This window comes from Flammeovirga agarivorans, from assembly GCF_012641475.1.
Classification (GTDB): Bacteria; Bacteroidota; Bacteroidia; order Cytophagales; family Flammeovirgaceae; genus Flammeovirga; species Flammeovirga agarivorans.
This window is the reverse complement of sequence record NZ_JABAIL010000001.1, coordinates 664,242-679,002: the sequence shown is the minus strand read 5'-3', so window position 1 is coordinate 679,002 and position 14,761 is coordinate 664,242. Positions and strand designations below refer to the sequence as shown.

The window sequence follows — 14,761 nt, the reverse complement described above, 5'->3', positions numbered from 1 at the left end:
GTAGATTTCAAATCTGTAGCAAATCTGAAGAAAATTGTAGTTTTATTTTTTTTGAAAAAAATTCGATTTATTCCACTCTTTGTGAGTATATTAGATTACAGTGTTAATAAAATTTGAAAAAAAATAAAGCATGAAATCTATTGATCTTTAAACCAATTATCTATATTTGCATCGCATTACTTATCAAGAAAGGCAGAGGGATTGGGCCCAATGAAGTCTTGGCAACCTGCGCTCCTCAAAGCAAGGTGCTAACTCCCAACTCGAAGGTGTTCGAGAAAAGATGAGTTTATCTCCAGAAAAATTTCATTAAGTACTGTCTATCAGTACAATGTCTAAAATTGATAAGTACTTGGGTTAACATTTAATCTTAGACTGATTGGCTTTTAGGAATATTTATCTCAACTGTTGTATTATTATTTTATCAACAGTATTTACTAGCTGCTTTGAATTACAGGAGCAGCTTCAGATTATGGAAGACGGAAAAGGAAACTATTCTTTTACGTTTGATTTTTCACAAAGTAAAGAGTTGCTAAATATTGTGTCTGCTTATAAAAATGCAGAGGGCAATAGCATTTTCCAACCCAGTCAATTTAAGAAACCTTTGATGCTCATTGCAGAAGAACTTGATAACGTTCCCGGTGTGTATGATAGTAGATCAGTGATCGATACTACACATTGGAAATTAGGAATTAGGTTCGCCTTTGTTGACATCCATGCCTTAAATAGTGCACTATCAAAATTGGACAGAGCCAAAAAAAATGAGGACACTTTTTTGAAAATGAAAAAAAGAAAGGCCGAATGGATACGAAATGTCGATTGGAAAACGCTTATTACAGAACATATGCCATCATCTTCGGATGCCAATACGATTATGACTCAGCATATCGACTCTGCAAATTATAGTTTTCACTGGATGTTAAACCGAGAAATTAAAACAGTTAAATCATACGAAATAGAGCGTTTAGGCTCAACCGAACTCATATATAAAGGCAAAATCCCAAATAGTGATAATGTAGACTTCATCACACAATGGGATGTTAAATTCAAGTAGATTCTAAGAACAGAATATAAAATATGACGTATTTATTCACATCCGAGTCCGTTTCAGAAGGACATCCTGATAAAATCGCTGATCAAATTTCAGACGCGATTCTAGATGCTATGTTAAAGCAAGACCCTGCCTCTCGCGTGGCTTGTGAAACTATGGTAACTACTGGATTAGCTGTAATCGCAGGTGAAGTTACTACAAAAGCATACGTTGAAATCCCTGACGTTGTAAGGGAAACAATTGATAAAATCGGATATAACAAAGAAGATTACTACTTCGCAGCACACTCTTGTGGTGTACAAGTAGCTCTACATAGTCAATCTCCAGACATCGCTCAAGGTGTAAATGTTGGAGAAGGTGTCGACAAAGAACAAGGTGCCGGTGACCAAGGTATGATGTTCGGTTATGCGACAACTGAAACTGAAGACTATATGCCAATGGCTTTGGCTTTCTCTCATGGCTTAGTGAAAAGATTAGCTGAAATCCGTAAGCATGAACCAGAATTAATCGGTTACTTAAGACCTGACGCTAAGGCTCAAGTTACCATCGAATATAATGAAGACAATACTCCTTTGAGAGTTCATACTATTGTTGTTTCAACGCAACACGATGAATTCCCTGGAGTTTCAGACGATGAAGCATTAGCACAAATCGCTGAAGATGTGAAGAAGCATGTTATCCCTACAGTTATCCCTGCAGAGTTGATTGATGCAAATACAATTTTCCACATCAACCCAACAGGTAAGTTTGTTATTGGTGGTCCTCATGGTGATGCTGGATTAACTGGTCGTAAAATCATTGTAGATACTTACGGTGGTAAAGGTGCTCACGGTGGTGGTGCTTTTTCTGGTAAAGATCCTTCGAAAGTAGATAGATCTGCTGCTTATGCATCAAGACATATCGCTAAAAACTTAGTAGCTGCAGGTATCGCAGATGAAGCATTAGTACAAGTTGCCTATGCAATTGGTGTTTCTCACCCGGTATCATTGAATGTAACGACTTATGGTACTGCTAAAGTGGATTTAACTGATGCTGAAATCTCTAAGAAAATCGAAGAAATCTTCGATATGAGACCTAAAGCTATTGTTGATCGCTTAGGATTAACAAACCCTATTTTTGCTCCAACAGCCGCTTACGGTCACATGGGACAAAAACCTTATAAAAAAGAAGTTGAAGTTGAAGTGAAAGATATTGTAGAAAGCAATGGTCAAAAAGTAACGACAACAAAACTTGAAAATAAAGAAGTAGAATTCTTTACATGGGAAAAATTAGACTATGTAGATAAGATTAAATCTGCATTTGGTATCTAATATTTTTATGTAAAAAGTATTTTTTCTGAATCCTTGTTGGTAATTTCAAATCAACAAGGATTTTTTTATTATGCGTACTTTACAAATACTATTCATATTAATTTTTAGTTTTCAATCTCTTTTCTGTTGGGCACAAAATATTACCGATAACCATTCAGAGTTTAAACAAGAAGTTAAAAACCGAAAAACTGTTGGACTTGTACTAAGCGGTGGTGGAGCAAAAGGTATTGCTCATATCACTGTCATAAAAGTATTGGAAGAATATGGAATCCCTATCGACTATATCACAGGTACATCGATGGGTGCTATTGTTGGCGGATTTTATGCTGCAGGTTACACTACCGATGAGATGATCACGATATTGAGTGACCCTGAATTTCAAGACTGGGTCAACGGTAAAGTCAATACTGAAGATCAATATTATTTTGGAAGACAATCCAGAGGTGCCGAATGGATCAATTTCAATATAGAACTAGACTCAATTTATGGTTTCTCATGGAATCCGACTATAGTGCCAGATGGATTATTAAACTATAATCTATCTGCAAGACTCTATAAAAAATCCAAAGAAATAAATTACGACTTTGACAACTTAGATATTCCTTTTAGAGCTGTAGCTGCAGATGTATTTGAAAGAAAAGCTATTGTAATTGATCATGGGCCATTAGAAAAAGCTGTCAGAGCTTCGATGGCTGTTCCTCTTGTTTTTAGGCCAGTTAAAATCGATGGAAAATATTTATACGACGGTGGTATATATAATAATATCCCTGTTGATGTCATGAAAGAGGAGTTTAACCCTGACATGGTTATTGCCGTCAACCTAGGAGCACATGATATGCTTGCGAAATATCCTGAAAATGATGAAGAATTAATTAAGGGAAATATCCTCAAATACATCGTTATGAACAATGTATACCCTAAAGAATTGGATCCTGAAAGAGATATATTTCTTGGAGTACCTGTAGATGATTATTCTGCTGCTGATTTTACTCCTGTTGATTCACTTCTAGCTATTGGTGATCGTTATGCAAGAACAATGATAGACTCTGTAGTTGATCTCTACGGACATAATCAACCAAAAGTAAAACCTAAAGACAGTAACTTTGATGCTCTTTTTGACCCTGATGAAGAAATTATCACAAGAGTAGAGTTAGGAGATAATCTAACTTTTGGACAAAGAGTTTTTGTAAGAAACATTGTAAAGCCTAAAAGACGTAAACAATCGTCTATCAATGAACTTTATGATGGATATAGCATGTTACTTTCCAATAATTACTTTTCTAATGTTGATGCTCAGTTTCTATATGACAGTATTGACAATACACCAAGTTTATTGATAGATGTAACCCCTAATAAAAAGTTTAAACTAGGTGTTGGTGGTAATATTGCATCAAGGAGTATTGGACAATTTTACCTCAACGGGCAATTTAACGTATTTACTAAGTCATTAAATACCGTAAGAGTATCAGCAATGGCAGGTACTTTTTACAGCTCAATAAAAGCAGAAGTAGAATCTCTTTATGCAAGAGAACTTCCCTTTTCACTAGGTGCTGAATATGTGCTTAACAGGTGGAATTATGGAAATGCCAAAGAACTTATTTTTCAACCTCAAGAAAACCTATCCATTTATAGGGCTGACAATTATGCGGGTGGAAAAATGTCATTTCCCACAAGTAGAAAGACAAAACTAATTGGCTTTGGTGGCTATTTCTGGAACAAAGATAGTTATGATCAAATCGTATTAATTGACCTCGATTCAAATAACAGTCAAGTCGGAATTGACTTAGTTGGTTCACAAAAACTAGAAGGTTGGACAACCGGTGTAGCTTGGGAAGCCAATTCATTGAATAGAAAAACTTTTGCAACTACGGGTAGACATTTTAAAGTTTCTGGAAAATATATTTGGGGAGATAGTGATTTTAATATCTATATAGATGAACCTTACCAAGGAAAAACATCTCAAGATTGGTATACAATTCAAGCTCAGTATGAACAATACTTCCCTATGAAATGGTTTACTTTAGGTGTTCGTGGGCATGCACTTTGGTCAAATTATGAGGCTTCAATTACTACTACGACTTCTCTTGCTAATGCTCCTGCATACTATCCGTTACTAGATTCTAGGTCCTTATTTACACATGGATTTAGAGGTCCAAGGTTTTTTGCAGGTGGTCTCAAATTAATTAAGAGCTTTTTCACTCCAAATCTGAACTTGTTTTTAGAGGGGCATTTCTTTACTACAGATGTAAAGTACGCCAATAGCAGCACTATTTTCCCGAATACAACAAAGAATAGTTTCTTTAAACCAAGTACAATGGATTATGCATTAGCTGGCTCTATCGTTTATACCAGTCCAATCGGTCCTGTAAGTTTTTCGGTGAATCATTATAATGAAGAAGATTACAATCTAATGTTCTTATTCAATATTGGTATTCTTTTATATCATGAGAAGGCTTTAGAAAAATAACCTAACTCCAAAAAAAGAGGCTGTATTCTACAATAAGAATACAGCCTCTTTTTTTATATTTAACAACTAGTTTCTTGCTAGCATTTGTGTTCTATGACTATCCAATTTGATAAATGTAAATAGCATCATTGTAAATGCCCAAAGTGATGAACCACCATAACTAAAGAACGGTAACGGGATACCAATTACAGGAAAAATTCCTATTGTCATTCCCATATTAATCATAAAGTGTATGAAGAATACACAGGAGACACAATACCCATATACTCTGGCAAATCTAGATTTTTGCCGTTCTGCCAACATAATTAAGCGAATAATTAACGCGGCAAAAAGTCCAATAGTTACCAAACTACCTATCCATCCATGTTCTTCTCCAATCGTACAGAAAATAAAGTCAGTGGATTGTTCTGGAACGAAGTTGAATTTTGTTTGAGTCCCTTCTAGAAATCCTTTCCCAGCAACACCACCAGAACCAATGGCAATCTTCGATTGAGTAACTTGATACCCTACTCCCAAAGGATCAATATTAGGATTCACCAAAACTTCAATTCTTTTTCTTTGGTGAGGTCGCATGATGTCGTAGAGAATATAATCGATACCTTCTGTAAATAGGAAAGATAAAGTTCCTATCCCGACGACAATAAATATCATGGATTTAGGTCGCTTATTGTAAACAATATAGATGACTGCAATAATTACCATTCCTCCTAATATTCCACCTGCCACCAAAGTGGTAGACACTAAGGCTGTGACAAATAAAAACACCATCCAAAGTCCTAAAACCATAATCCATGCAGGCATCCCTTCTCTGTACAACATGAAGAAAAATGCTGCAAATACCATGGCTGATCCTGTATCTTTCTGTAACATAACTAGTGAAAATGGGATAAGGATAATAATAAAAGCCATTATCAAATAACGCCATTTATCTAAACGAACAGTAGGATCATCAATGTATTTTGCTAAAGCTAATGCCAGTGCATACTTCGCAAATTCTGATGGCTGGATACGGATAAAGCCTATTTTAAACCAAGATGTATTACCCCCGGCAGAGTGACCAATTACTAAAACACCTAATAATGCCAATAATGTGACTATAAATATAGGATAGGCTAAAGTGCTAAAAAGCTTAAAGTCAACCATCATAATCACGAAAGCTATCAGAGAGGCACCTCCTATCCACATTAATTGTTTTCCAGAGTTTAGACTCAATGAAAAAATACTTGTAGGGGCATCTGGTTGATAAACAGCTGCATAAATATTCAACCATCCAACAATAACCATGATGATGTAAAGAAATACTGTTAACCAGTCTATATTTCTTCTTCCGGTAACCTGACGCATTTTATTTTCTTAGGGGATATATGATAATTGAGCAAATCTGCTCGTACTACTATCTTAAAATTGATAAGATAGTCATGAACAAAAAGGTTTTTACAAAAAAAAGTCCTTAGAATGTATTATGCAATTCTAAGGACTTCAATATAAATAGTTTTAACGATTAATTTTGAAGCATCTTCAAGATTGTCGTTAATTTTCTCTTCAGTTCTCTTCTGTTGACAATCATATCAACAAAACCATGCTCTTGTAAGAACTCTGCAGATTGGAATCCTTTTGGTAAATCTTTACCAATAGTTTCTCTAATTACACGAGGACCTGCAAAACCAATTAAAGCACCAGGTTCAGCAATATTAATATCACCCAACATCGCATAAGAAGCTGTTACACCACCAGTTGTAGGGTCTGTTAATAAAGAGATATATGGTAAACCTGCTTCTTCTAATAAAGCTAATTTAGCAGATGTTTTTGCCATTTGCATTAATGAGAAACCTGCTTCCATCATACGAGCACCACCAGATTTTGAAATCATCATGAATGGTAACTTGTTTTCTAATGCGTAGTCAATTCCTCTTGCGATTTTTTCACCTACTACAGAACCCATAGAACCGCCAATAAAGCTAAAGTCCATACAACTTACTACTAAGTCGACATCATTTACCTTACCATATACTGTTCTACAAGCATCTTTTAAATCAGATTTCTTCTGAGAAGCAGCAATTCTATCTTCGTACGACTTGCTATCTTTAAATGATAATGGATTACCAGAAGTCATATTTTCATCTAACTCTGTGAACTTGTTATCATCAAAAATAATCTCAAAATATTCTTTTGAACCAATACGTACATGGAATTCATCATCAGGACAAACGTAAGCGTTCTCACGTAACTCCTGCATATGTATGATCTTGCCTTGGTTTGTTTTATACCAAAGACCGTCTGGTGAATCTTTCTTTTCTGAAGTTGGGGTTTGGATCCCCTGTTCCTTTCTTTTAAACCAAGCCATAGGAAAAACTAAACTTGTATCGAAATTATACATTAATACACATAAAACTTATGCGTAATTGGATCGTAAAGATATTCATTAAGAATTCAGATAAAAAGTTTAAAGGTATGTTTGCATAATAATTTATTGAGATTTTACGGAATTTTATCAAAAAAACTGTGTTCAAGGTATTGTTTTTCAAGAGAGAATGTAAAAGCTAAATAATTATAAATATTTAATAACCTTATTGAAATGGTGAAAAATTAAATTAAAAATTGACAAAAGTACACCTATTAACATTACTAAAGTCACCAAAATTGCACTACCATGATAGAATATGAAGTTGTATATTTGTGACGCTAATGATCGCACGAGATGTACGTGTGACACTATCACAAATTATTCAAATTATAATTATGTCTTTCAACATTAATGATATCAAGCCAGGTGTAATCACTGGTGAGGACGTAGAAAAAGTTTATCAATACGCACTTGAAAAAGGTTTTGCTCTTCCAGCTGTAAACTGTGTAGGTACTAACTCAGTTAATGCTGTTATGGAAACTGCTGCAAAACTTAAAGCGCCAGTAATTATTCAATTCTCAAACGGCGGTGCTTCTTTCTACGCTGGTAAAGGCATTAAAGGTGAAGGTCAAGCTGCAGCAATTGCAGGTGCTATCGCTGGTGCTAAGCACGTTCACGAATTGGCTGAACAATATGGTGCTCGTGTTATCTTAAACACTGACCACTGTGCAAAAAAATTATTACCATGGGTTGACGGTTTATTAGATGCTTCTGAGAAGTTCTTCGCTGAAACTGGTAAGCCATTATTCTCTTCTCACATGATTGACCTTTCAGAGGAGCCAATCGAGGAGAACATGGAAATCTCTAAAAAATACTTCGAGCGTATGGCTAAAATGGGTCAAACTCTTGAAATCGAATTAGGTATCACTGGTGGTGAGGAAGATGGTGTTGACAACTCTGACGTTGATCCTTCTCGTCTTTACACTCAACCTTCAGAAGTTGATTACGCATATGAGCAATTAGGTGCTATCGACCATAAATTCTTAGTAGCTGCAGCTTTCGGTAACGTTCACGGTGTATATAAGCCAGGTAACGTGAAGTTAACTCCATCTATCTTAGATGATTCTCAAAAATATATCGTTGAGAAGCACGGTACTGAATCTAAGAAGCCAGTTAAATTCGTATTCCACGGTGGTTCTGGTTCTTCTTTAGAAGAAATTCGTGAAGGTATCTCTTACGGTGTAATCAAAATGAACATCGATACTGATACTCAGTGGGCTACTTGGGATGGTATCCGCGGTTACGAAGCTAAATACCATGACTACTTACAAGGTCAAATCGGTAACCCAGAAGGTGCTGATGAGCCAAACAAGAAATACTATGACCCACGTAAGTGGTTAAGAGTTTCTGAAGAGTCAATGATTTCTCGTTTAGAGCAAGCATTTGCTGACTTGAATGACGTAAATATCTTCGAAGACTAAGTCTGTAAGATTTTAAATATTAAGAATCCCCTTTTTGTAATGAGAAGGGGATTTTTTTTACTTCATTTTTTTGTAATCCAACAAAGTTGACCGATAGATAATGTTAATGCAAAACTGAATTTACATTCCATAGGTAGATTGCAAGTCTAAATAAAAAAACATGCAGACTTTATTGGCTATTGGTCTATTCCAGACACTATTATCAATTTTTCTAATTTTCGATTTAGGAAGCTTCAAAATCAACAAATCACCTATGATGCTTATGTTGATCCTTTTAGCTATCCACTTTTCCATAAAAAGTTACATCCTCTTAATTCTAAAGGATGAATATATGTTTCAGTACTACGCGACATGTTTCACTTTTGCATATGGACCTTTGATTCTCGATTTTCTTAAAATGTTGTATAATAAAAAAAGACTTTCGAAACTTCATTTCATTCCTCTTTTTATTGGTTTTACTATTTACTTATATATAGGTGTGATGTCTATTATATACAAAGAGATCATCTATCTGGATTATTACTTCCAATATATTTCATGGGTGATGGTTCCAAGTATTTTAGGGTATTTTGGGTATATATTTTTATGGTTAGTTCAATTAAAAAAATACCCAAATGCATTTGTCAAATGGATGATTCCTCTTTCTGCTATTTTAATCTTGATTGTAACAACTGCCTTTTTTAAAATAATACCTATCCCCTACTTAAGGACTTTTACATACATCACTTTCCTATTAATTGCAATTCAATATCTACGTTATGAGTTATCGTTAAAAGAATCTGTAAGTCTCTGGAAAAAAAATCAAAAGATAGAATCGTCTCCAGAAATAATAATTAAAGAAGAGCAAACCATTGAAGGTTCTAAAAAATACGAAAGATCTAGCTTATCAAAAGATCAAGCAGAAACTATTGTCAAAAGAATCACACAGTATGTGGAACGAAATAGATTATACCTAAATCATGAACTATCATTATCCGATTTAGCCGAACAAAGTAAAACCCCAAAACATCATCTTTCAGAGGCTTTAAATATTCATCTAGAAAAAAACTTTTATCAATTCATTAATGAATATAGAATACAAGAAGCCATTCGATTAATTGAAGAAGACCCGAGTCGAAAATTATTACACTTAGCCTTCGAATGTGGATTTAATACCAAAGCTACTTTTAATACCTATTTCAAAAAAACTACAGGGAATACACCTAGTCAATTTAAGTCTAATCATAAAGAAAACTCACTTAATGTATAAAAGTAAATTGGGGTAATTATTACTTAACAATTTAGCAATAACTAACTAAAAAGTTAAATACCAGCAACTTACAAGGTAAAAGACAATCGGTTTTTATATTTAATTTGAAGACAATCCATATTGTCGATTTTTTTTTCGTTGGCCCACAAATTTGGGTATCACTTAAACGAAAAAACAAATGAAATCGAAAGATCTAGTTTACTATTTATCACTAATTGTGATGATTTTTGGACTAAACTCCTTACTCCATGCACAAGGGAAAGGTGCAATTTATGGTACTGTATTAGATGCTACAGGACCTCTCCCAGGAGTAAGTATAAAACTTGTTGGAACGAATACAGGAACAATTACTGATCAATCTGGAAAATTCTTTTTAGACAATATCCCCACTGGCGAACAAACTTTTGAATTCTCATTTATTGGCTATTCAAAAGTAACCAAATCGGCCTTGATTACAGAGGAAAGTAATATTGAATTGGGAACGATACATCTGGATGAAAATGCCACAGAACTAGAGAGTGTCATTATCACTTCTCAATACCTTCCTTCACAAGTAAGAGCTTTAGGTTTACAACAAAAAAACTTAACGATAGGAAATGTTATTGCTGCTGACCAAGTAGGAAAATTACCAGACAGAAATGCAGCTGAAGCTCTTCAAAGAGTACCTGGTGTTTCCATTACTAGATATAGAGGTGAAGGACAAATGGCCATTGTAAGAGGAACTCCAATGGAATGGAACTCGATGATGATCAATGGTAGCCGTCTTCCTGCTGGGTCTACGTATAGCGGTGGCACCAGGTCTACGGGATTAGATGTTTTCCCAAGTGAATTGATTGAATATGCAACTGTAACTAAAGCTCTAACACCTGATATGGAAGGTGATGCCATTGGTGGAAGCATCAATCTTCAAACAAGAAAAGTAGCTGATGACTTTGGGTTAAATATCAATCTAGGAGCAGGATATAATGAAAAAGGAGATCAACCAGGGTATAACTTCGCAGGTATTTTTCAAAAGCGTTTCCTTGATGGAAAATTAGGAGTAATTGCATCTGCTTCATCTTGGAGTAGAGGTGTAACGCAGGATAATCAAATTATCAATTATAACTATATGGTTGAGGAAGCTCCTACTTATTCCATCAATAATATGGAATTAAGACAATATAGAGGTCAAAGAGTGACTACAGGTGGTTACTTAGCAACAGATTATAAAATCAATGAAAGAAACCATATTTATATAAATGGTACTTTTAATAGAATGTCAGAAGACTACCAAACTAGACAATATACTTTCCATTTTGATGATAATGCTGCTGAAATGCTAACAAGGAGAAATGCAGCAAATACAGATCTTTTTGGTGGAGAAATTGAAGGGGAACACCATCTTGGCAAAGGTTGGAAATTAGACTGGAAAGGATCTTATTATGAAACAGGCTCATTGATGGGAACACCTTTAAATAATGAGTATATGGAATATGGTTTACCTTTCACCTATTTTAGACAAAATGGAGTAACCTATGGAGGACGTTCCAGTGATGGATATAAATATTTAGCTATGGATTCTCCAAATGGTATTGGAGACCCATCCTACCGTATTTTACCTCATAATGAAATACCATTAAATCCTGATCATATGAATTTAAATATGATATTATTGGTTGGTGTTGAAGGAAGAGAAGCAGATCAGAATTATCAATTCAATCTTGAGAATCAATTACATGATAAGTTCAAATTAAAATTTGGAGGTAAACATAGAAGAAAAGAACACCAAATGATCACAGGACAAGCTGTATATCTTTCTATGGCGGGTATTGGAATTCCAGATGCTACAGTATATCCTCTTTCATCTTTTAATACAGAGACTTTACCACAGAAAAATCAATTCTTAAAAGAAATGGGAGCACCATATGGTAAAAACCTCTTACCGCATATTACTATGAACGAATTGGATAGAACTGCCGCTTGGATTGGTTCGAAGGATGCTCAAGGTTCTTTTATTGATCTCACAGACACTGATAACTTATTATTAGCCAATACTTATGCTAGAGAAAATGTTTCAGCTGCATATATCATGGGTGAGTGGCAATTAAACAACAAGTTACTTTTTGTAGGTGGTATAAGATATGAAAACACTTTTATACAAATGGATGGCTATGAGATGAATAATGATGGAAACTTAAAAGCTGTATCTCCATCAAACACTTATCATTCGTTATTACCAATGGCTCATTTAAAATATGCTGCCAATGAGCAAACCAACCTTCGTTTTGCATATACAAGAACTTTTGCAAGACCTAATTTCTCTCAACTTAACCCTTCTACTTCAACAAATATGGGGGCCAATGGACTACCAACTGTTAGTGGGGGTAACATGAATTTAAACCCTACTTATGCACATAATATTGATTTAATGGGTGAATATTTCTTTCAAGATATTGGTTTAGTATCAGCAGGCGTATTTTTCAAACAGCTAAATGATGTCATTTATACAAATGCCTCTCAAAGAATGGTTGATGGTACTCTAACTACATTTTATCGCCCAGAAAACTCTAATAGTGGTTGGTTAGCCGGTCTAGAGCTAGTATTCTCAAAACGATTAACCTTCTTGCCTGGATTCGCCTCTCGCTTCGGTATTGACATGAACTATACGTACACAGCGTCAGAAATTGAGATTCCTGTTTCAGAAGACGAATTAGTCTATGAACCATTAAAAAACCAACCCAAGCACTTATACAACGCCTCACTTTATTATGAGCACAATGGCTTAATGCTTCGCCTAGCAGCAAACTATAAGGGAGCATTTATATCAGAATATCGTCTAGAAGCTGGTGCTAATCATTATCAATGGTATGACAAAATGTTTATGCTAGATGCTTCTGGTAGTTATGCTATTAATAATCGAATCCAAATGTATGCTGAAGTTAATAATCTTACTAATGCTCCATTAGTATATTATCATGGCACACCTGATCGTCCCGAAGAAGTAGAGTACTATGGTATCCGAGGACAGATTGGTCTTCGATACAATCTATAAAGTATACCTAATATTAATTATTACACTTCTCCTTCTTTCATCAAATAACAATTTAAAAGAAGGAGACTTCAAACCTTATTATCCCAATGAAAAAGTTAGTTATTTTAATTTCAACATTAATAATGATGTCATGTAATGAGCATGTGCAAAAAGATACTCCTGAGCGTACTCTTTTTGAAGAAATTTATGTCCAAAGAACAGATGATGGAAACTATAAGTTTGAGAACTTTGGTGATAAAGAATGGGACATCTATCATAGAAATATTAAAGTTGGAAGATTAGTCGATCATTTTGATCTCGATTTTCATCCATCGCATAGAGGCATTTTTTTGGCTATTTCAGAACAAGATAGTGTTTGGGTTTCAGAAAGAAACCTTTCCATTAATGGTGCTCCAAATTTTAGAGATATCGGAGGAATATATACTAAAGATAATCACCAAGTGAAATGGGGAGCTATTTATAGAAGTGATGATTTTTCTGAAATAGACGAATATGGATGGGAAAAGCTATCTGAGTTAAATGTAAAAAGTAAAGTTGATTTCCGTTCATTACAAGAAAAAGAAGAGAATCCAGATAAGTTTGTTGAAAGGTTGAACGGTAATGAATTCAACTTGATCATAGACCCCGGAAATATGGATGAATTTAAAACTATGATTATGGATAAAAATACAACCCAACAAGATATCGATAATTTAGTTTTAGAAATGAATCGTCTTTTTGTAAAAAAATGGGCCCATCGATATAAAGAATACTTTAATATTCTCATAAATACAGAAGAGCCTATTGTTTTCCATTGTACTGCAGGAAAAGACCGTACTGGATTATGTTCAGCACTCACTCTCTATGCTTTAGGTGTTGATCTTGAAACTATCTATGACGAATATGAACTCTCAAACCATTATAGACATGGCAAAAACGAATCCTTAATTAAAAAGATTTCTTTCTTGGGTGTACAGCCAGAGATAATGAGACAATTATTAGGTGTTGATCGTACTTGGCTTCAAGCAGGATTTGATCAGATTATAAAAGATTATGGTAGTATCGACCAATACTTTGAAAATGTTTTAGAGTTATCACAAGCAGACATCTCCATCTTAAGAAGTAAATATCTTTACTAACAAAAAACTCCCTACTTATTTCTTTATAATTAAGTAGGGAGTTTTCGTTTAAACCTGAAAATCAACTAGTTTTTACCACTAATCATTTCAGATACTATATTTTTATTATCAGTTAGCTCTGCAGCAATAACACCAACAAAGTGAATAACAATAAAGCTCAGTAGATAATACAATGAAAGTTTGTGGATATCCTCCATCAATTCATGATCACCAATATCATTGATAACAAACATTCCAGTTAAAAGACTACCTCCTACACAGATATAGAAAATAGTATATAACCACCATTGAAACTTCTCTTTTGCTGAAGCTGTTGATGATGTAATTGTAGTAAACTTAAATCCTCTTTCTTTTAAGTTTAAACTTAATCTACAAGCATATAATACTATTAAAAGATATCCAGCATTAATATGCCATTGCCACATTTGTCCTCTAATGACTTTGGCAATTTTAATCGATTGGTCTTTTGTGATACTTACATCAATTTTTGCCAGTTGATCTAATAAGATATCACTCATTAGATATTTGTTCATCCATTCTAACCTTAAAAAAATGGTTAGAGTAAGAAATAACATAGTGAAAGCTATCAACCAATGTAGAATTCGGTGTGGAGCTGAGAAAGTGCTGTTTGTCATAATTATTAAAAAGTTTGGATGAAGAAAAACAATTTGAAGCGAAAAAAAAAGCTTTAGAGAAGCTAATCTCTAAAGCTT

At 34.4% G+C, this 14,761-nt stretch carries 10 protein-coding genes and 1 riboswitch; of the genes, 7 read left to right on the top strand and 3 right to left on the bottom strand.

Going from position 1 to position 14,761, the window contains the following annotated elements:
• Window positions 1-177 precede the first annotated feature (177 nt).
• Window positions 178-287, top strand: a riboswitch (SAM riboswitch).
• 182 nt (window positions 288-469) lie between these two features.
• From HGP29_RS02825 to HGP29_RS02815, 3 genes are all read left to right on the top strand, one after another.
• On the top strand, window positions 470-1,051 hold the full coding sequence (locus tag HGP29_RS02825) for a hypothetical protein (RefSeq protein WP_168880795.1): 582 nt from the start codon (window positions 470-472) through the stop codon (window positions 1,049-1,051).
• Window positions 1,052-1,074: 23 nt separating this feature from the next.
• On the top strand, window positions 1,075-2,358 hold the full coding sequence (metK, locus tag HGP29_RS02820; RefSeq protein WP_168880794.1) for a methionine adenosyltransferase: 1,284 nt from the start codon (window positions 1,075-1,077) through the stop codon (window positions 2,356-2,358).
• Window positions 2,359-2,428: 70 nt separating this feature from the next.
• Entirely contained in the window at window positions 2,429-4,825 is a 2,397-nt protein-coding gene (locus tag HGP29_RS02815; protein WP_168880793.1) for a patatin-like phospholipase family protein, read from the top strand.
• Between the two features lie 66 nt (window positions 4,826-4,891).
• Here HGP29_RS02815 and rodA read toward each other — a convergent pair whose 3' ends face one another.
• The gene (rodA, locus tag HGP29_RS02810; RefSeq protein WP_168880792.1) at window positions 4,892-6,169 is read right to left on the bottom strand and encodes a rod shape-determining protein RodA; all 1,278 of its coding nucleotides are present in this window, start codon (window positions 6,167-6,169) and stop codon (window positions 4,892-4,894) included.
• Between the two features lie 157 nt (window positions 6,170-6,326).
• Window positions 6,327-7,169 carry an acetyl-CoA carboxylase, carboxyltransferase subunit beta gene (gene accD / locus HGP29_RS02805; RefSeq protein WP_168880791.1) on the bottom strand — a complete coding sequence of 281 codons (843 nt, stop codon included), beginning with the start codon at window positions 7,167-7,169 and terminating at the stop codon, window positions 6,327-6,329.
• A 395-nt stretch (window positions 7,170-7,564) separates the two neighbouring features.
• Here accD and fbaA point away from each other — a divergent pair, with 395 nt between their 5' ends.
• The 4 genes from fbaA to HGP29_RS02785 all read left to right on the top strand — a co-directional run bounded on the left by fbaA (window position 7,565) and on the right by HGP29_RS02785 (window position 14,048).
• Window positions 7,565-8,650, top strand: a complete 1,086-nt coding sequence (gene fbaA / locus HGP29_RS02800) for a class II fructose-bisphosphate aldolase (RefSeq protein WP_168880790.1) — start codon at window positions 7,565-7,567, stop codon at window positions 8,648-8,650.
• A gap of 160 nt (window positions 8,651-8,810) precedes the next feature.
• Complete coding sequence (locus HGP29_RS02795) at window positions 8,811-9,899, top strand: helix-turn-helix domain-containing protein (protein ID WP_168880789.1); 1,089 nt, start codon at window positions 8,811-8,813, stop codon at window positions 9,897-9,899.
• Window positions 9,900-10,077: 178 nt separating this feature from the next.
• Complete coding sequence (locus HGP29_RS02790; protein ID WP_168880788.1) at window positions 10,078-12,930, top strand: TonB-dependent receptor; 2,853 nt, start codon at window positions 10,078-10,080, stop codon at window positions 12,928-12,930.
• Window positions 12,931-13,016: 86 nt separating this feature from the next.
• Window positions 13,017-14,048, top strand: a complete 1,032-nt coding sequence (locus tag HGP29_RS02785; protein WP_168880787.1) for a tyrosine-protein phosphatase — start codon at window positions 13,017-13,019, stop codon at window positions 14,046-14,048.
• Between the two features lie 65 nt (window positions 14,049-14,113).
• Here HGP29_RS02785 and HGP29_RS02780 read toward each other — a convergent pair whose 3' ends face one another.
• Window positions 14,114-14,683 (bottom strand): cytochrome b/b6 domain-containing protein, encoded by a 570-nt coding sequence (locus HGP29_RS02780; protein WP_168880786.1) that lies wholly within the window; start codon window positions 14,681-14,683, stop codon window positions 14,114-14,116.
• Window positions 14,684-14,761 lie beyond the last annotated feature (78 nt).

What these genes read in the sequence shown, in the direction of transcription:
- HGP29_RS02780 (WP_168880786.1), bottom strand. Translation starts at nt 14,683, where the DNA reads ATGACAAACAGCACTTTCTCAGCTCCACACCGAATTCTACATTGGTTG.
- HGP29_RS02815 (WP_168880793.1), top strand. Translation starts at nt 2,429, where the DNA reads ATGCGTACTTTACAAATACTATTCATATTAATTTTTAGTTTTCAATCT.
- metK (WP_168880794.1), top strand. Translation starts at nt 1,075, where the DNA reads ATGACGTATTTATTCACATCCGAGTCCGTTTCAGAAGGACATCCTGAT.
- accD (WP_168880791.1), bottom strand. Translation starts at nt 7,169, where the DNA reads ATGGCTTGGTTTAAAAGAAAGGAACAGGGGATCCAAACCCCAACTTCA.
- rodA (WP_168880792.1), bottom strand. Translation starts at nt 6,169, where the DNA reads ATGCGTCAGGTTACCGGAAGAAGAAATATAGACTGGTTAACAGTATTT.
- HGP29_RS02825 (WP_168880795.1), top strand. Translation starts at nt 470, where the DNA reads ATGGAAGACGGAAAAGGAAACTATTCTTTTACGTTTGATTTTTCACAA.
- HGP29_RS02790 (WP_168880788.1), top strand. Translation starts at nt 10,078, where the DNA reads ATGAAATCGAAAGATCTAGTTTACTATTTATCACTAATTGTGATGATT.
- HGP29_RS02795 (WP_168880789.1), top strand. Translation starts at nt 8,811, where the DNA reads ATGCAGACTTTATTGGCTATTGGTCTATTCCAGACACTATTATCAATT.
- fbaA (WP_168880790.1), top strand. Translation starts at nt 7,565, where the DNA reads ATGTCTTTCAACATTAATGATATCAAGCCAGGTGTAATCACTGGTGAG.
- HGP29_RS02785 (WP_168880787.1), top strand. Translation starts at nt 13,017, where the DNA reads ATGAAAAAGTTAGTTATTTTAATTTCAACATTAATAATGATGTCATGT.